19 protein-coding genes are annotated in these 17,713 nt (G+C 67.0%); 13 read left to right on the top strand and 6 right to left on the bottom strand.

Annotated features, from left to right (window positions below):
• The first annotated feature begins 82 nt into the window (after nt 1-82).
• The 5 genes from SB816_RS19870 to SB816_RS19850 are packed head-to-tail and all read left to right on the top strand — an operon-like array spanning nt 83 to nt 4,890.
• Complete coding sequence (locus SB816_RS19870; RefSeq protein ID WP_064524096.1) at nt 83-1,138, top strand: ABC transporter substrate-binding protein; 1,056 nt, start codon at nt 83-85, stop codon at nt 1,136-1,138.
• Nucleotides 1,139-1,154: 16 nt separating this feature from the next.
• Nucleotides 1,155-2,204, top strand: a complete 1,050-nt coding sequence (locus tag SB816_RS19865) for an ABC transporter ATP-binding protein (protein WP_175142502.1) — start codon at nt 1,155-1,157, stop codon at nt 2,202-2,204.
• Nucleotides 2,201-3,049, top strand: a complete 849-nt coding sequence (locus SB816_RS19860; RefSeq protein WP_175189254.1) for an ABC transporter permease — start codon at nt 2,201-2,203, stop codon at nt 3,047-3,049. Before SB816_RS19865 ends, SB816_RS19860 begins: the two co-directional genes overlap by 4 nt.
• Nucleotides 3,046-3,837, top strand: coding sequence for an ABC transporter permease (locus SB816_RS19855; protein WP_054418647.1), 792 nt, complete (start codon nt 3,046-3,048; stop codon nt 3,835-3,837). The genes SB816_RS19860 and SB816_RS19855 overlap by 4 nt, the downstream gene beginning before the upstream one ends.
• Nucleotides 3,838-3,876: 39 nt before the next feature.
• Complete coding sequence (locus SB816_RS19850) at nt 3,877-4,890, top strand: proline racemase family protein (protein ID WP_054418649.1); 1,014 nt, start codon at nt 3,877-3,879, stop codon at nt 4,888-4,890.
• Between the two features lie 88 nt (nt 4,891-4,978).
• Here SB816_RS19850 and SB816_RS19845 read toward each other — a convergent pair whose 3' ends face one another.
• Nucleotides 4,979-5,320: an addiction module antidote protein gene (locus tag SB816_RS19845; RefSeq protein ID WP_116792817.1), complete on the bottom strand. Its 342-nt coding sequence runs from the start codon at nt 5,318-5,320 to the stop codon at nt 4,979-4,981.
• Nucleotides 5,317-5,652, bottom strand: a complete 336-nt coding sequence (locus SB816_RS19840; RefSeq protein WP_269875150.1) for a type II toxin-antitoxin system RelE/ParE family toxin — start codon at nt 5,650-5,652, stop codon at nt 5,317-5,319. The genes SB816_RS19845 and SB816_RS19840 overlap by 4 nt, the downstream gene beginning before the upstream one ends.
• Nucleotides 5,653-5,925: 273 nt before the next feature.
• Here SB816_RS19840 and SB816_RS19835 point away from each other — a divergent pair, with 273 nt between their 5' ends.
• On the top strand, nt 5,926-6,366 hold the full coding sequence (locus tag SB816_RS19835) for a CBS domain-containing protein (RefSeq protein WP_054418651.1): 441 nt from the start codon (nt 5,926-5,928) through the stop codon (nt 6,364-6,366).
• 33 nt (nt 6,367-6,399) lie between these two features.
• Here the strand turns inward: SB816_RS19835 and SB816_RS19830 are convergent, their stop codons facing one another.
• On the bottom strand, nt 6,400-7,164 hold the full coding sequence (locus tag SB816_RS19830; RefSeq protein ID WP_054501153.1) for a TSUP family transporter: 765 nt from the start codon (nt 7,162-7,164) through the stop codon (nt 6,400-6,402).
• 290 nt (nt 7,165-7,454) lie between these two features.
• Here SB816_RS19830 and SB816_RS19825 point away from each other — a divergent pair, with 290 nt between their 5' ends.
• From SB816_RS19825 to SB816_RS19810, 4 genes are all read left to right on the top strand, one after another.
• Nucleotides 7,455-8,339 carry an FxLYD domain-containing protein gene (locus SB816_RS19825; protein WP_054501152.1) on the top strand — a complete coding sequence of 295 codons (885 nt, stop codon included), beginning with the start codon at nt 7,455-7,457 and terminating at the stop codon, nt 8,337-8,339.
• A gap of 19 nt (nt 8,340-8,358) precedes the next feature.
• Nucleotides 8,359-9,228: an FxLYD domain-containing protein gene (locus tag SB816_RS19820; protein ID WP_231132904.1), complete on the top strand. Its 870-nt coding sequence runs from the start codon at nt 8,359-8,361 to the stop codon at nt 9,226-9,228.
• Nucleotides 9,229-9,556: 328 nt separating this feature from the next.
• Entirely contained in the window at nt 9,557-12,148 is a 2,592-nt protein-coding gene (acnB, locus tag SB816_RS19815; protein ID WP_026383801.1) for a bifunctional aconitate hydratase 2/2-methylisocitrate dehydratase, read from the top strand.
• 226 nt (nt 12,149-12,374) lie between these two features.
• Nucleotides 12,375-12,974: a hypothetical protein gene (locus SB816_RS19810; protein WP_410547392.1), complete on the top strand. Its 600-nt coding sequence runs from the start codon at nt 12,375-12,377 to the stop codon at nt 12,972-12,974.
• Nucleotides 12,975-13,027: 53 nt separating this feature from the next.
• On the opposite strand, the gene SB816_RS19805 is transcribed toward SB816_RS19810, so the two are convergent.
• Complete coding sequence (locus SB816_RS19805) at nt 13,028-13,687, bottom strand: thiopurine S-methyltransferase (protein ID WP_410547391.1); 660 nt, start codon at nt 13,685-13,687, stop codon at nt 13,028-13,030.
• Nucleotides 13,688-14,033: 346 nt separating this feature from the next.
• Between SB816_RS19805 and SB816_RS19800 the strand changes: the two genes are divergently transcribed.
• The 3 genes from SB816_RS19800 to SB816_RS19790 all read left to right on the top strand — a co-directional run bounded on the left by SB816_RS19800 (nt 14,034) and on the right by SB816_RS19790 (nt 16,405).
• Nucleotides 14,034-14,579: a fasciclin domain-containing protein gene (locus SB816_RS19800; RefSeq protein ID WP_054501148.1), complete on the top strand. Its 546-nt coding sequence runs from the start codon at nt 14,034-14,036 to the stop codon at nt 14,577-14,579.
• A 176-nt stretch (nt 14,580-14,755) separates the two neighbouring features.
• A complete protein-coding gene (locus SB816_RS19795; RefSeq protein WP_410547390.1) occupies nt 14,756-15,520 on the top strand; it encodes a tetratricopeptide repeat protein in 765 nt (254 codons plus the stop codon).
• Between the two features lie 69 nt (nt 15,521-15,589).
• Complete coding sequence (locus SB816_RS19790) at nt 15,590-16,405, top strand: hypothetical protein (RefSeq protein WP_144655291.1); 816 nt, start codon at nt 15,590-15,592, stop codon at nt 16,403-16,405.
• Between the two features lie 22 nt (nt 16,406-16,427).
• Here the strand turns inward: SB816_RS19790 and SB816_RS19785 are convergent, their stop codons facing one another.
• Nucleotides 16,428-17,186, bottom strand: coding sequence for a YoaK family protein (locus tag SB816_RS19785; protein ID WP_054501147.1), 759 nt, complete (start codon nt 17,184-17,186; stop codon nt 16,428-16,430).
• Between the two features lie 9 nt (nt 17,187-17,195).
• Nucleotides 17,196-17,585, bottom strand: coding sequence for a hypothetical protein (locus SB816_RS19780; RefSeq protein WP_175189252.1), 390 nt, complete (start codon nt 17,583-17,585; stop codon nt 17,196-17,198).
• Nucleotides 17,586-17,713 lie beyond the last annotated feature (128 nt).

Here is a 17,713-nt window from a genome sequence, read left to right as displayed (position 1 = left end):
TTTCCCGAGCATCGCCCAAGATGCGCCTGTGGTACTTGAGTCAATGAATCGCGGATCGACAAATCTACAAGGGGAATCCGACATGGCAACAAACACCCGCAGCGCGCTGGGCGCGGCTGCGCTCGGCGCGGGGCTGCTCCTGGCTTCGCACGCGGCGCTGGCGCAACAGCAGAAAATCACCGTCGCCTGGTACGGCGGCAACTGGGGCGACGCGTTCCGCGCCTGCGTGGCCGAGCCCTTCACCAAAGCCACCGGCGTCACCGTGGTGCCGGAAGTCGGCACCTCCACCACCACGCTGGCCAAGCTGCAGCAGCAGAAGGGCGCGCCCACCATTGACGTGGCCTGGATGGACGGCGGCATCAGCGAGCTGGCGCAGCAGGCCGGCGTGCTGGATGCGCTGGACGGCGGCGCCATTCCCAACCTGAAGAACGTCATCGAGCAGGGCGTGTACCGCGACGGCAATGCCGCCTTCGCGGTCAGCACCGGCTATTACTCGCTCGGCATCACCTACAGCACCAAGGAAGTGACGCAGCCGCCGACCAGTTGGAAGGACCTGTGGAAGCCCGAGTATGCCGGCGCGGTGGCGGTGCCCTCGCCCGCCAACTCGTCGGGTGTGCCGTTCATCTTCTTCCTGGCGCGGGTCTGGGCGATCGATCCGTCGAACCTGGCCCCGCTCTATGCCAAGCTGGCCTCGCTGGACACCGCGCTGTTCTTCGACAGCTCGGGCGCGGCCACCAACGCCTTCCAGAGCGGCGAAGCGGTGATCGGGGCGCACTTCAACGTCGGCGCCTGGGACCTGATCGACAAGGGCCTGCCCATCGGCTTCAGCGTGCCCAAGGAAGGCGTGTGGGCCACCGACGCCCGCCTGCACCTGGTCAAGGGCGCGCCCAACAAGGCCGCGGCGCAGAAGTTCATCGACACCGCATTGACGCCGGACGCGGCCGCCTGCCTGGCGACCAGGCTGTACCTGGGCCCGGCGGTCAAGGACGTGCAGGTCTCCAAGGACGTGGCCCGCAAGCTGCCCTGGGGCGCGGAAGGCTCGGTCAAGAACCTGAGCCTGTTCGACTGGAACATCATCAACGCCCGCCGCGCCGAGGTCACCGACGCGTGGAACCGGCAGGTCGCCCGCAAGCGCTGAGCAAGGTCCGTTCCCCATGTCCGCTTTGCTCACCATCGAAGGCGTGTCGATGCGCTTCGGCGCCTACCAGGCGCTGGATCGCATCGACCTGGCGATCCAGCAGGGAGAGTTCGTGGCGCTGCTGGGCCCCAGCGGCTGCGGCAAGACCACGCTGCTCAAGTCGATCGCCGGTTTCCTGCAGCCGGAATCTGGCCGCATCCTGATCGACGGCCAGGACGTCAGCCGGTTGCCGGCGCATCGCCGCCCGCTCAATACCGTGTTCCAGAACTATGCGCTGTTCCCGCACATGACGGTGCTGGAGAACGTCGCCTATGGTCCGCGGCGCCAGGGCGCCTCGAAGGCGCAGGCGGCGGAACGCGCCCGGGATGCGCTGGACATGGTCGGCCTGGCCGACTTCGGCCCGCGCTATCCCCGCGAAATGTCGGGCGGCCAGCAGCAGCGCGTGGCGCTGGCGCGCGCCATCGTCAACCAGCCCAAGCTGCTGTTGCTGGACGAGCCGCTGTCGGCGCTGGACCTGAAGCTGCGCAAGCGCATGCAGCTCGAACTCAAGCATCTGCAGGCCCGCCTCGGCATCGCCTTCATCTTCGTCACCCACGACCAGGAAGAAGCGATGACCATGGCGGACCGCGTCGTGGTCATGCACGCCGGTCGCATCGAGCAGGTCGGCGCTGGCGCCGACATCTACCGCCAGCCGGCCACGCGCTTCGTAGCCGAGTTCATCGGCGATGCCAACTTCATCGCCTATACGGTGGCCGATGATGGCGCCTTGATGCTGGATGCCCAGGGCCTGCGCGTGCCGCTCGCCCAACGTCCGGCGACGGCGCGCGGCCTGGCCGTGCTGCGGCCCGAGGACCTGAAGCTGTGCGAGCGCGCCGACGCCATGCTGACCGGCACCGTGAGCGACGTGATCAATGTGGGCAGCCACAGCATGATCCACGTCGACATCGGCGGCCAGACGCTGGTGGCGCGCCACGGCGGCCTCGCGCCCGGCGGCCTGCATGCCGGCGGCGAGGTGACGCTGGCGTTTGCACCCGAACACCTGCACCTGATCGGCGGCCAGCCATGACGCGGCGCGCCTGGCTCTCCCCCGGCCTGCTGCTGGCGGCCCCGGTGCTGTTCTTCGCGGCCTTCTTCCTGGCGCCGCTGGCGGTGGTGGCGCTGGCCAGCGCCACCGGCGGGCCGGACGGCCTGACGCCGACGCTCGCGCAGTACACCAAGGTGCTGGCCGACCAGTACCACTGGGACGTGATCCTGGTGACATTCCGGCTGGCCCTGTTCACCACCCTCGCCTGCCTGGTGCTGGGCTATCCGCTGGCCTGGTACCTGGTGCGCGTGGTGCGCTGGCAGGCCTGGCGCCGCGCCTGCGTGATCCTGCTGGTGGTGCCGCTGTTCACCAGCAACATCGTGCGCGCCTTCGGCTGGATGGTGCTGCTGGGCCGCAACGGCCTGGTCAACCAGGGTCTGATGGCGACCGGCGCGGTGGACCGGCCGATGCGCTTCATCGGCACCGAACTCGGCATCCTGATCGGCATGGTCTACGTGCTGCTGCCGTTCGTGGTGCTGGCGGTGGGCAATGCGCTGGCGCGGGTCGATCCGGCCTGCGAGCAGGCTTCGGCCGACCTGGGCGCGAGCCCGGCGGCGACCTTCCTGCACGTGACCTGGCCGCTGACGCTGCCCGGCGTGGTGTCGGGCGCCATCATCGTCTTCACGCTGGCGGTCAGCGCCTATGTGACGCCGGCGCTGCTGTCGGGCGGCCGCGTCACGGTGCTGTCGATGCTGATCTTCCAGCAGTACAGCACGGTGTTCGATTTCCACTACGGCGGCGCGCTGAGCATGGTGCTGCTGGTCTTCACCCTGATCCTGGTGGCGCTGGCCAACCGCGCCGCCACCTTGCCGGGAGCCGTGCGATGATCGCCCGCCACCTGATCCGCCTGACCGCGCTGGCCGTGCTGGCCTACCTGGCGCTGCCGCTCGTGGTGATCCTGGGCGCGTCGTTCACCGCCACGCCGTATCTCGCGTTCCCGCCGCAAGGCTGGACGCTGGAGTGGTACCGCACCTTGCTGGTCGAGGCCGGCTATGTGGCCGCGTTCACCACCAGCACGGTGCTGGCGCTGGCCGCCACGGTGGCCGCGGTGCTGCTGACGGTGCCGGCGGCGCTGGCGCTGGCGCGCTACGCGTTTCCGGGCAAGGCCGCGCTGACCTCGGTACTGATGTCGCCGCTGGTGCTGCCGCACATCGTGCTGGGCGCGGCGCTGCTGCAATTCGGCGCGTACTTCGGCCTGACCCGCAGCTTCCTCTCGCTCCTGATCGGCCACGTCGTGATCATCGCGCCGTTCGTGCTGCGCTCCACCCTGACGCTGCTGACGCCGGAACAGCGCGCGCTGGAGGAAGCCTCGGCCGACCTGGGCGCCAACCCCTGGACCACGTTCTTCCTGGTGGTGCTGCCGCAGATCCGTCCGGGCATCGTGACCGGTTCGATCTTCGCCTTCATCTCGTCATGGATCAACGTGGAGCTGTCGATTTTCAACACCACGGCGGACCTGAACACCATCCCCGTGAAGCTTTTCAATTACGTGCAATACACGATTGATCCGACCATCGCAGCCGTATCGGGCGCCACGATCGTGGCTGCGGTCGTCGCCATCGTGATCCTGGATTTGACCGTCGGGCTGGACATGCTGTCCGAACGCGGCAAATAACTTTCCTCTTCCCCCTATCTACCGCCTGGAGTCACTGTCATGCGCAAGCAAGACGCGTTCGATGTCATCTATACCCATACGGAAGGCGAGCCCCTGTGTATCGTCCACAGCGGCATTCCGTACCCCGCCGGTTCCACCATCCTGGAAAAGCGCGCGTTCCTGGAGCAGCACTACGACTGGCTGCGCAAGGCACTGATGCGCGAGCCGCGCGGCCACAAGGACATGTTCGGCGTGTTCCTGACGCCGCCGTCCAGCCCCGAGTACGACGCCGGCCTGATCTACATCGACGGCACCGAGTATTCGCACATGTGCGGCCACGGCACCATCGCGGTCAGCATGGCCATGGTGGCCAACGGCCTGGTGCCGCGCGGCAAGGACGGCATCACCCGCATCCGCTTCGAGACCACCGCCGGCCTGGTGGTGTCGGAAGTGGCCTCGGAAGGCGACAACGTGCTGTGGACGCGCTTCGAGAACGTGCCGGCGTATGTCGCGGCGCAGGACATCCCGGTGGAGCTGCCTGGCTACGGCAAGCTGTCGGCCGACATCGTCTGGGGCGGCAACTACTTCGGCATCGTCGATCTGTCGAACTGCGACCTGCGCATCTCGCCGGACAACGGCACCGAGCTGTCGCGCATGGGCCTGATCGTGCGCGATCAGCTCAACGCGCGCCAGCGTATCCAGCACCCGACCGAAGCGCACATCAACAACCTGAACTTCATCACGTTCTGGCACCAGCCGACGATCGAGGGCGCGTTCTACAAGAACGTGCACGTGTTCAGCGCCGGCCAGCTCGACCGCTCGCCCGGCGGCACCGGCACCAGCGCGATGATGGCGATGTTCGAAGCCCGCGGCAAGATGGGGCTGAACCAGCCGATCAAGTCCGAGGGCCTGCTGGGCAGCGGCACCTTCGAGGGCTGCCTGCTGGGCGAGGTCGACCTGAACGGCACCCGCGCGGTGCGGCCGACGGTGAAGGGCACGGCCAGCATCCTGGGCACGGCGCGCTGGGTGATCGACAAGAACGATCCGGTGGGCGCCGGGTTCCTGATCCGCTGAGGGTACGGGGCGGCCGGCGTGGGCCGGCCGTTCACCCCGCCACCGTCGAAAGATAGGACAAGAAGAATGGCTCAACGGCCTTGTGGCGTCAGGCCTTCAGCGCGGCGGCAACCGGAACCACGGAGAGCCGCATGCCCACGGCATGCAGCACGGCCAGCAATGTCTTGAGCGTCGGATTTCCCTGAGGCGAAAGCGCGCGATAGAGGGCCTCGCGCGAGATGCCCGCCGCCGCCGCGACGGCGGCGACGCCGCCATAGGCTTCCGCCACGTCGCGCAGCGCCAGCAATCCGGCGGCGCGGTGATCCGGATGGTCCAGTTCTTCCAGCGCCGCCTTCAGGTATTCGACCGCGAAATCGTGGTCCGCGCGCAATTCAGCGATGGTCTGCGCAGAATGGGAAACCGATGCGTTGTCAGTGTGGCGATTGTTCATGCCTGCCTCTGCTTCCAGTCCGCCCAATAGCGCCTGGCCAATTCGATGTCATGCCGCTGCGCGGCTTTCGCGCCTCCTGCCAGCAACACGATCAAGCGGGCGCCATGCCTGCCGGCATAGACGCGATAACCCGGACCGATATCCACACGAAACTCGATAACCCCCTGGCCGACGGCCCGCCAATCGCCCGGGAGCCCGGAGCCGATCCGCTTCAGGCGCACTTCGATCCACGCCCGCAACTTGGCGTCACCGAGTTCGCGCAACCACACGCCGAATGGCGATATGCCTTGCACAGTCACGTAGCGCCGCAACTCAATTGTCGCAACGGCCATGATGTAGCTTATAAATTACAGAAAAATTCCCAGGCAGGCAACCGGCTTTGACCATGAACAGAAAATATCGGAATCAAATGACATGGCGCGATGATCCCGCCTTCGGCCCCGTCCACGCTATTGTGGCTGACCGCAACGGTGCGGCGCGCAAACTTGCGGCAATCCCGCCGCCGGGCTTAGGATGGAGTCACGGCCAGACCGTGCGCCGGCGCCAGGCGTCGGGCGCGGGCTCTAGCCGGCGCTTGAACCTTGCCAGCGATTCGGGAGCACATCGTGAAGAAAGTTGCTGAGATTCTGAGGGAAAAGGCCAACCCGCCCGTCGTGACCGTCTCGCCGGACTCGTCCGTGTACGACGCCATCAAGACCATGGCCGAGCGCAGTATCGGCGCCGTGGTGGTGGCGGACGGCGACGAGGTGCTGGGCATGCTCACCGAGCGCGACTACGCCCGCAAGATCGTGCTGCAGGATCGCTCGTCGCGCACCACCAAGGTCCGCGAGATCATGACCGATTCGGTCTTCTACGTGCGTCCGGAAGACACGCGCGAACACTGCATGGCGCTGATGACCGAGCGCCACTTCCGCCACCTCCCCGTCATCCAGGACAAGAAACTGGTCGGCCTGGTGTCCATCGGCGACCTGGTCAAGGACGTCATGAGCGAACAGAAGTTCATCATCACCGAACTCGAGCGCTACATCTCGGGCGAACACGGCTGAGCGCCCGCGGCAGCGGCGGAGGATCCCTCGCGGCTAACCCGCCGCGAGGAGCCGCGACGCCGGCACCACCAGGCCCAGCCCGGCCGCCAGCAGCAGCACGAACACCATCCGCTTGACAGTCTTCATCGACCCGGCGGTGGCATAGCGGCGCGCCACCCACGTCACCCCGATCACCACGGGCAGCGCCTGCAGGCTCAGCCAGAACGAGCTCGCCATGAAGGCGCCCTGGCCCGTCACGAGCGCCAGGCGCACCACGGCATTCAGCGAAAACAGCACCAACAGGCTGTTGCGGATGGAAGCCAGCGGCAGCGGCTGACGGTACAGGTGATAGACCATGGGGGGACCGGCGCTCGAAAACAAGCCGCCCAGCACGCCCGAAACCCCGCCGAAGAACAGGAAGGACGCGCGCGACGACAGGCGCGCCAGGGGCTGGGTACGCGCCACCAGCAACACGGCGCAGGCCATGATGGTGACCCCCAGCAGCAATTGCAGCAACACCGCCATGGCGCCGCTGATCCAGGCGAGTGCGGTCACGCCGACGGCCACGCCGGCAAGGCTGCTGACCAGCGCCGGCGCCATCAACGGCCAGTTGACCTGCGGCTTGGCGCGGGCCAGCGTCACGGCGGCGTTCACGAGCGACAGGACGCTGACCACATTGGCCACCTCCGGCACGGACGCCAGTTGGAACACGCCCGACAGGCCCAGCAGCACCAGTCCGAAGGCGAAGCCGGTCATGGTCTGGGCGTAGGTTGCCAGCGCCACGCAGGCGAGAAACAACAGGTGTTGGAGAATGCTCATGCTGGGGGAGAGCCTGACCTGCCTCGGCTCGGCCCCGCCGCGAAGTCTCGCGGGCCTGGAGCGGAACGACTGGGGGAAACGGCGTATCAAGAGAGGCGTTCGACGGCGGCGATCATAGCACCGGGCTCGGGAGGGGCCGGGGCTTTCGTCTACATTTTGTAATAATCAGATGCGCTCATGCACCCCGGCGCCCGCGCCCGGCCGCTATCCTTGCCGCCCAGTATGCCCGCCGCGCCCGGCCAGGCAGCGCCATCCCGGCGCCCCACCCGAAAGCGGCACCGTCCCCTCGCATGACGCCCAAACAGACCACGATCAACACGGTGACGCTGACCTGCTCGACCTGCGGCAGCGCGCAGTTCACCAAGCTGGACACCAACGAGTACCAGTGCAGCCATTGCCACGCCGTCACGCTGGTCGAGGACAACGTCGCCCAGCGCCTGGAGAAGATTTTGCGCGGCATGCAGCAGCCGGCTCCCGCCGCCAAGCTGCAGCCGGGCGCGGTCGTCGCAATCGTCCTGGTGGTGCTTGCCGCCATCCTGGTGCCGATCACCGCCTCGCTGTTCACGAGTGGCTCCTCGACGCGCTCGCCTTCGCGCCCCGCGCCTCCTCCCATCGACGCGGCATTGGTCAAGCTGACCGACGTGCAGGAAGTGCGTTCGCGCGGCCGCAGCCAACTGGTGATGCTGATGCGCAACGAGACCGGCAAGAAGATCGATGCGCCGCGGGTCACCGCCACCTTCTACCAGGGCGAACTGACACTGTCGTCCAGCTCGGGCTCGCCGATGGCTCGCACGCTGCTGCCGGGCGAATACACGCCGGTGACGATTTCGCTGCCCGACACCGCCTACAGCCGCTACGTCCTGAAGCCGGCCACGCCGTCGCTGGCGCACAGCGCCGCCCGCGACGTGGCCGCGGACAAGGTGCAACTGGTGCGCAACGACGGCGCCTACCGGCTGGTCGGCCTGCTGCGCAACAAGGGCGCGGTCGCTGCCAGCAGCACGCAGGTCACGGTGATGCTGTACGGCGAGGATGGCAAGCTGATCGGCACGGGCAACGGTTACGGCTCGGCCAGTCCGCTCGCCCCCGGCGCGCTGACCTCGTTCGACGTGCGCTGCGACATGCTGGCCGAAGGCAAGGTCGGATCCTACGATTACATGGTGCAAAGTGAAGGCTGACCGTTCTCCCGCGCGGCCCATGTCGCGGCCCGCCCGGGCCGGCCTGGTGCTGATCATCCTCGCCGCCGGCGGTTATGCCCTGGCCAAATACAACGGCCTGCTGCCCTGGGACGCGCCCAAATCCGCCCAGGCCGCGCCGGCGCCTGCCGCCTCGGCGCCGGTTCCCGCAGGCCCCGCCAGCCGCATCGTGCGTGTCAGCCCCGCCAACCCGCGCATCATCGACGACGTGCGATTGACCACGGCCGAACTGCTCGATCCTGACTTCGCCCTCTTTGATCCGGCGGCGCTGACCTTGTCGCCGCCGCGCCGCCTGCTCGACGAGATCGAACGCCCGCTGCTGCTGGCCGAGGTGGTCAACCGCAGCGACAAGTACGTAGCGTTGTCGCCGGGTATGGAGATCTCGGTGTTCGACGGATCGCGCCCCCTGCGTCTGCGCCAGGAATGGTCGCTGCCGGCCATGCTCTATCCCGGCGAGCGCATTCCGGTACTGTTGAACGGCGAGAATTTCGAGCGCTATTCCGAGGTCAAGACCCACTGGAAGCCGGCCAAGCGCGCGGCCCTGCCCGGCTCGCGCCCGGCGTTGGACATCAGCGTCGAGAACACCGAGGCCGGCATCGGCACCGGCACCCTGAACTTCACCTACCGCTACCGCTACAAGTACGTCACGGTGCATGGCCGGGTGCGCAACAACGACAGCGCCGAAATCGACAACGTCAAGGTTTGGGTCAGCCTCTACGACGCCCAGGACAAGCTGACCGGCGCGCGCTATTCGGAGCTGCGCCTGCCCAAGCTCAAGCCGGGTGAAAGCGCCCCGTTCCAGTTGGATGTCAAGCAGTACGGCGCCAACTTCGCCCGGGTGGGCGTGGTGTACGACGCCAAGGCCAACTGATCGCGCGCCCGGCGGTCCGCCGCCAGAGCCTTCTCATTTATCAGCGCAGGCTTGCTTCACCCAAGCGCGAGCGCGGATGCGGGGCTGGCAGCCCCGCCCGCGACTGTCCTGCCGCAGTCTCGCACCGGCGTGCCGAGACCTGAATCGACCCCGTTTTTACCCCTGATGGACCGCCCCGCTCCACATCGCCCCCGCCCGGCGTGGCCCGCAGGCAACGGCTATCAACCCAAGTCTTATATAAGATATAAGACATTTGCTTGCGCCCCCCTCTTCCCTCTACAATTCCGGCGACAACCCTTCTTCCAACCCGACTTTGAGCAGGCCTCACATGCTGGATACTTACCGCCAACACGTTGCCGAACGCGCGGCCCTGGGGATTCCCCCGCTGCCCCTGACGGCAAAACAAACCGCTGAACTGATCGAACTGCTGAAGAACCCGCCCGCGGGCGAAGAGCAGAACCTGGTCGATCTGCTGACCCACCGTGTTCCGGCCGGCGTGGACGATGCCGCCAAGGTCAAGGCCTCGTATCTGGCCGCCGTGGCCCTGGGCACCGAGGCTTGTGCCCTGATCAGCCGCGCCAAGGCGACCGAACTGCTCGGCACCATGCTGGGCGGCTACAACATTGGCCCGCTGGTCCAACTGCTCGACGACAAGGAAATCGGCACGATCGCCGCCGACGCCCTGAAAAAGACCCTGCTGATGTTCGACGCCTTCCACGACGTGAAGGAAAAGGCCGACAAGGGCAACGCCAACGCCAAGGCCGTGATGCAGAGCTGGGCCGACGCCGAATGGTTCACCAGCCGCCCCGAACTGCCCGAAAGCCTGACCATCACGGTCTTCAAGGTGCCCGGCGAAACCAACACCGACGACCTGTCGCCGGCCCCGGACGCCACCACCCGCCCCGACATCCCGATGCACGCCCTGGCGATGCTCAAGAACAAGCGCGACGGCGCCGCCTTCCAACCGGAAGAAGACGGCAAGCGCGGTCCCGTGAAGTTCATCGAGTCGCTCAAGGAAAAGGGTCACCTGGTCGCCTACGTCGGCGACGTCGTCGGCACCGGCTCCTCGCGCAAGTCGGCCACCAACTCGGTGCTGTGGTTCACCGGCGAAGACATCCCCTTCGTCCCGAACAAGCGTTTCGGCGGCGTGTGCCTGGGCAACAAGATTGCCCCGATCTTCTACAACACCATGGAAGACGCCGGCGCCCTGCCGATCGAACTCGACGTTTCCAAGATGGAAATGGGCGACGTGGTCGAACTGCGCCCCTATGAAGGCAAGGCCATCAAGAATGGCGAAGTCATCGCCGAATTCGAAGTGAAGTCCGACGTGCTGTTCGACGAAGTGCGCGCCGGCGGCCGCATTCCGCTGATCATCGGCCGCGGCCTGACCGCCAAGGCGCGCGAAGCGCTGGGCCTGGCGCCGTCGACGCTGTTCCGCCTGCCCAAGGACCCGGCCGACACCGGCAAGGGCTTCTCGCTGGCCCAGAAGATGGTCGGCCGCGCCTGCGGCCTGCCGGAAGGCCGCGGCATCCGCCCGGGCACCTACTGCGAACCGAAGATGACCTCGGTCGGCAGCCAGGACACCACCGGCCCCATGACCCGCGACGAACTCAAGGACCTGGCCTGCCTGGGCTTCTCGGCCGACTTGGTGATGCAGTCGTTCTGCCACACCGCGGCCTACCCCAAGCCCGTGGACGTCAAGACGCACCACACGCTGCCCGAGTTCATCAGCACCCGCGGCGGCGTCTCGCTGCGTCCGGGCGACGGCGTGATCCACTCGTGGCTGAACCGCATGCTGCTGCCCGACACCGTCGGCACCGGCGGCGACTCGCACACCCGCTTCCCCATCGGCATCTCGTTCCCGGCCGGCTCGGGCCTGGTCGCCTTCGCCGCCGCCACCGGCGTGATGCCGCTGGACATGCCGGAATCGGTGCTGGTCCGCTTCAAGGGCAAGCTGCAGCCCGGCGTCACCCTGCGTGACCTGGTCAACGCGATCCCGCTGTACGCCATCAAGCAGGGCCTGCTGACGGTCGCCAAGCAAGGCAAGAAGAACATCTTCTCCGGCCGCATCCTCGAAATCGAAGGCCTGCCCGACCTGAAGGTCGAACAAGCCTTCGAACTGTCGGACGCCTCGGCCGAACGTTCGGCCGCCGGCTGCTCGGTGCGCCTGAACAAGGAACCGATCATCGAGTACATCAACAGCAACATCGTGATGCTCAAGTGGATGATCGCCAACGGCTACGAAGACGAGCGCACGCTGGGCCGCCGCATCAAGGCAATGGAAGCCTGGCTGGCCAATCCTCAACTGCTGGAGCCGGACGCCGACGCCGAGTACGCCGCCGTCATTGAAATCGACCTGGCCGACGTGCACGAGCCCATCGTGGCCTGCCCGAACGACCCGGACGACGTCAAGACGCTGTCGGAAGTCGCCGGCGCCAAGATCGACGAAGTGTTCATCGGTAGCTGCATGACCAACATCGGTCACTTCCGCGCCGCATCCAAGCTGCTCGAAGGCAAGCGCGACATCCCCGTCAAGCTGTGGGTGGCCCCGCCCACCAAGATGGATGCCACGCAACTGACCGAGGAAGGCCACTACGGCGTGTTCGGCACCGCCGGCGCCCGCACCGAAATGCCGGGCTGCTCGCTGTGCATGGGCAACCAGGCCCAGGTCCGCGAAGGCGCGACGGTGATGTCCACCAGCACCCGCAACTTCCCGAACCGCCTGGGCAAGAACACCAACGTGTACCTGGGTTCGGCCGAACTGGCCGCGATCTGCTCGAAACTCGGCCGCATCCCGACCAAGGACGAGTACATGGCCGACATGGGCGTCATCAACAAGAGCGGCGACCAGATCTACCAGTACCTGAACTTCGACAAGATCGCCGACTACAAGGACGTGGCGGACGTGATCGAGGTGTAAACCTCGCCACGTAGGCTCGCCTGCGACACGGCCCCGGAGCGATCCGGGGCCGTTTTCATTTGTGGCGCCATGGCGGCAAGCCGCCAGCGCGCCCGGGCGTGACCGGCGCGACGCCGGGGAAAAATCGGGGGCGGAACTTTTCCATCGATACGTTTTCATACAATCACTGCAAATCGTGACATGCAAAACGTAACCGCCGCCCGCCGGCACCAGGAGAAGACCGCCCATGACACGGCTCTTGCTGCCGCTGCCGCTGCTGGCCGCGCTTGCCGGCTGCGCCACCGCCCCGCCCTCGAACCCGGAAAACATCTGCGCCATCTTCCGCGAAAAGCCGGACTGGCACGATGCCGCGCTCAAGGTGCAAAAAAAATGGGGCGCCCCGGTGCCAGTGCCGATGGCGATGATGTACCAGGAGTCCAGCTTCAAGCAGGACGCGGTGCCGCCGCGCTATTACTTCCTGGGCATCATCCCGTGGGGCCGCGTCAGCTCCGCCTACGGCTACGCGCAGGCCAAGGACGAGACCTGGGCCGACTACAAGAAGGACGCCGGCGGCTGGGGCTCCAGCCGCGACAACTTCGCCGACGCACTGGATTTCATGGGCTGGTACATGAACAAGACCCAGCGCCTGAACGGCATCTCCAAGTCCGACGCCTACGGCCAGTACCTGAACTACCACGAGGGCTGGGCCGGCTACCGCAACCGCAGCTATGACCGCAAGGCGTGGCTCAAGACGGTGTCAAAGAAGGTGCAGGCGCGCGCCGACAAATTCGCCAGCCAGTACAAGAGCTGCGAAAAGGACCTGACCCGCGGCGGCTGGTTCTTCTGAACCGGTGTCCCGGAAGCGGCCCCGGCGGGATCGACGCGCGGCCCGCCCCCGTCTCAGCCCTGCGCGCCCAGCCGGTAGACGACCGTGTCGAGCCGGCTCACGCCGCGCTCCGCGAACTTGGGCTCCTTGGACAGGATATCGCGCCGGTCGATGATGACCGCCGGCGAGACGCCGCTGAACAACGTCCGCATCTCGGCATCCACCACCGCGAACGGCGGTCCGTTCATCTCTTCCTGCGGATAGTCCAGCGTGATCAGCAGACCACGATAGCGGGGCGACAGTTGCCCGTAGACGTGGCGCACGTACTCGCCGCGCATCTGCGCCGGCAGGGCGACCAGGGCCGCGCGGTCATGCGCGCCGACGCAGTGCGACAGCAGCGGCGCGTCCAGCTTGAAGATGTCGCCGCAGATGATCTCGATGTTGCCGGCCACGTAGTGCCTGCCATAAACGCTTTCCTGGATCACCGGCTTGAGCTCGTTCTCGACGAAGAACTGCTCGACCGCCAGTTGCGACAGTTCCACGCCCAGCACCTGGAAGCCTTGAGCCGCCAGCCAGACCATGTCGAGGGATTTGCCGCACAGCGGCACCAGCACCTTGCCGCCCGCGGGCACCGAGAGTGTCGGCCAGTATTTCTGCAGCAGCGGCGTCACTCGTGTTTGATGAAAATGCGTGCGCCCGTCGCGCCAGCGTTCCAACCAGAATTCCGCGTCCATGTTTGTTCTTGTCCTCCGGAAAATAGCAAATCGCGTGATTCGCGGGGAAGCCGCGCGCCGGTGCGCGGCCTGCTGATCACGCCTTCCGATACTACTCGTGCGCTGCCGGACCAACGTTGCGAACAAGCGCCCGAAAGGCATGCATACCGGCGTCGGGCTGCGTCAACGCCACCGCCTGACTCGGCTGGGTCCATTGTAGTGATGCGGCCGCCATGGGCCCCGGGCGGCGCGGCATACCCGAGGCGTCGACGACTGCCTCTCAGGGTTTATCCCAGCGCGCAGGCTGCATCCAACCGCCGCCCCGTCCCGTATCTGCTAGCGACGGCCAACCAAAAAGGAGATCGTCATGAAATTGCTAGCTTCGATTGCCATCGCCAGCTCCGCCTTGACCCTGGCGCCCACCTATGCGGCCGACGTGATGGTCGGGGGCCAACCGATGATGCCCGCCAAGACCATCGTCGCAAACGCGGTCAACTCCGCCGACCACACCACCCTGGTGGCCGCGGTCAAGGCCGCCGGCCTGGTGGACACGCTGCAGGGCAAGGGTCCGTTCACGGTGTTCGCCCCCACCAATGCTGCCTTCGCCAAGCTGCCGGCGGGCACGGTCGACACCCTGGTCAAGCCCGAGAACAAGGCCACCCTGACCAAGATCCTGACGTACCACGTCGTGCCGGGCAAGCTGGACTTCGATGCGCTGGCGGCCAAGGCCAGGAAAGGCGGGGTCACCGAGCTGGCCACCGCCAGCGGCGGCAAATTGTGGGTGATGATGAATGGCAAGCACAACCTCATCGTCAAGGACGAGAAAGGCGGCGTCGCCAACATCAGCACCTACGACGTCTACCAGTCCAATGGCGTGATCCACGTGATCGACAGCGTGCTGATGCCCAAGTAGTTCCAGCCGCTGCGCGTGCCGCCCGTGCACCTGGAGGCCTGGAACGGCCCGGCGCCGGCGAGCTCTTTCCATCTAAGGGCCGCCGGCGCGGTTTCAGGATATCGTAGGGGCTCCAGCCCCTGCGTCCCCCCCTCATGACCGCAACGCTATCCCGCCTTGTTCGAGTGATGTTCGGCTTGCGCGCCCCCACTGCCGGCGCCGCGCCCGGTCAGCGCCAACACGCAGGGCTCTCCGGCACCCTGTTCCGCGGCCTGCTTGCCGTTCTGCTGCTGACGGGCCCCGCCGCAAGCGCGCAAGCGCAGGCGCCGCTGGAGTTCGACAACGCCTACAAGGCCGAGTTGGCCACTGAAAGCGCGGCCCTGCGCGCCCGCATCCAGCAATGGCCGGCGCCGCTGCGGGAGATGAACCAGCAGATATCCGCCGCGCTGCGCGCCAACGATCCGGCGCAGGCGCAGCGCATCGCCGAGGCCCTGTCGCAACGCGATCCCGGCAATGCCGACGTCAAGAACTTCCTGGGCAAGCTGCAATCCGTCAACGGCCAGCCGGCGGCGGCCGCGAAGCTGTTCGACGAAGCGATCGCGTTGAATCCGGACAATCCCTGGTTCTATGTGAACAAGGCCGGCATCCAGGCCGAACAGCGGGACCTGCCCAATGCGCTGGCCACGGCGCGCGCCCTGACCCAGCGCTATCCGCAATGGAGCATCGGCTGGAACCTGGAAGCCGCCCTGCTGGACGGCCTGGAGCGCCCCCAGGAGGCCCTCAAGGCCTATGAACGGGCGGCGGCGGCAACGCCGCCCAGCGCCCAGATCCTGACCAACCACGGCATGCTGCTGCGTCGGCTCGGGCGCCAGGCCGAGGCCCGCGCCAGCTACGAGGCGGCACTGCGACTGCAGCCCGGCTACTCCCGAGCGCAGGCCGAACTGGCATCGTTACCGCGATAGCGGCGTTCTTTCCTATGCTTGTCGCCCGGCTCTGCCCCGACAAGGAAATCCACCAGAGGAGCCACCCCCATGCCCCGCATGCCGTCCGAACCGATTCTGCCGCCCGACATGCAAGCCCCTCTCGCATCGCCGCCCCGGCGGGCGCTGGCGCTGGGCCTGACGGCCCTGGCCTGCGCGCCGCTGCGCCTTGCGGCGGCCGCCAACGCCACGGCGCCGACGGACCGGAACGCCATCATCCGCCAGGTCTTCCAGACGGACCTGGCGGGCATTCGCTATGGCAAGGACCACGCCAAATTGATGGGCGGGCTGGGAGTGATCTGGATTCCGGTGGAGTCCGGCGCGCCGGGCATCGAGTTCGAACATCCGCTGGGCGGCAGGGACACCGTTGCGGCGGCGATGACGTTGCTGGGCACGTCAGACAGGCCGCTGGCGACGCGACGACTGGCCGAGACATGCCGGTTGGTGCCGACCTACGTGCGCGACATCGCACGCCTGGCGCCCGGCCGCTACGCCCTGCCGGCGCCGCGGCGCGAGGCGTTCGATTTTCCCGACAGCGGGGTGGATGCGCAGGGGTTTTTCCAGCTTCGCCCCGAACACCTGACCCTGCTGCGCGCGGCGAACTGGCGCGAGGCCGGCAAGGGCGAGTTGGAAGCCGTGCTGCGCGAAGGCGACGCCTTCTGGCCGATGCCCTTCATCGACGGCAAGCGCCCGTATGGCGACAGCAGCCACTACCAGATCGACATGGCGCAACTGCTAGGCAAACCCTATCCAGTGGGCGCCAATGGCCGTGCCATCACCGATCCCGCCACGGATTCCCGCCTGGAAAAACTGCACTGGCAGACGGCGGCGGCGCTGCAGGTCGTGCTGGCGCACGCCAAGACCTGAACCGCGCGCCGAAGCGGGCGCGCTAAGGACGCGCGAAGAAATGGCGGATGTCGTCGGCCACCGGCACCGCCGCCAGCACCATCAGGAACAGCGCCAGCGGCACGGTCGAACCGAAGCCGTAGTGGAAAAAGGAATAGGCGCCCGTCACGCCGCCGGCGAAAAACAGCGTGACCATCGTGCTCAGCACGATCAGCTTGCCGCGGTCTGCCCGCACCGGGGCCGCGCCGGCCCTGTCTTCGTGCGCCAGGTTCCAGTAGAACAGCTTGCCCAGTTCGATGCCGATGTCGGTGACCATGCCGGTCACGTGGGTCGTGCGGATCTCGGACTTGGACACCTTGGTGATCATCGCGTTCTGCAGGCCCATGATGTAGCACAGCAGCATCACGGTGCCGGGCACGTAGAACCAGCGCAGGTTCTCGAGGTTCGCCCCCAGCAGGCCGAAGGCCAGCAGCAATACCGCCTCGACCATCAGCGGCAGGGCGAACTCGCTGGCCAGGTGCGTGCGCCGGCCGAAATTGATCAGCGAGGCCGAGGTGGCCGCCCCCGCCACGAACGACAGCAGCGCGGCCAGCCCCTGCACCACCACGGCCAGGCCGCCCAGCACCATGTGGTCGGCGATCATCGAGACAATGCCCGACATGTGCGAGGTGTACTGCTGCACGGCCAGGAAACCGCCCGCGTTGACGGCCCCCGCGATGAAAGTCAGGAAATACGCCAGCCGCCGGTTGGCCTGCGGCGTGCGGCTGACCGCGGTGAGCTGGCGCAGGAAGGGAATGGTCATGGCGGCGCGCTAGTGTACGGCGAAACAGGTGCCGTCCATGGAGCCGCCCGAGCCACAGTTGGGCGTAGAGTCACCGCTTTTGCCGCCCGGCGGCCGCGCCTCCTGGGCGACCAGGCCCGCGCCGTTGCGGCGCAGCACCAGCGTCCAGCCGGGCGCATCCTTTTCTTGGACCACCAGGGTAGCGCCGCGCGCCTCGGCCTTGCCCGACATATCGCACAGCCAGCGGGCGTTGTAGGGCTCCGCCGCCAAGGCCAGCGTTGGATCGCCGCAAATGGCTTTCTCGGCGCCGCTCTTGGCGCGGGCGCTATCGAAAGAGGGCCGGGCCGCCGCGGAGGCGGCGCCAACGCCTGCAACCAGCATGACGACCGCCAGGCCGGCGGCGCGCGCATAGCGCTTCATAGCGGGAACTCCCGGAAAAAGGGCAGCGCGGCCGGCGAACGGGCCGCGCCCGGTTCCTGGATTCTACCCGCCTCATCGCCCTGGCCGGCGGGGTTTGCCGCCACCGCCGTCCATTCCCGGTCCAAGTC

Source organism: Achromobacter sp. SIMBA_011, assembly GCF_046535435.1.
Taxonomy (GTDB): Bacteria; Pseudomonadota; Gammaproteobacteria; order Burkholderiales; family Burkholderiaceae_B; genus Achromobacter; species Achromobacter dolens.
The sequence above is the reverse complement of the archived record's forward strand: the minus strand, read 5'-3'. Positions and strand labels throughout refer to the sequence as shown.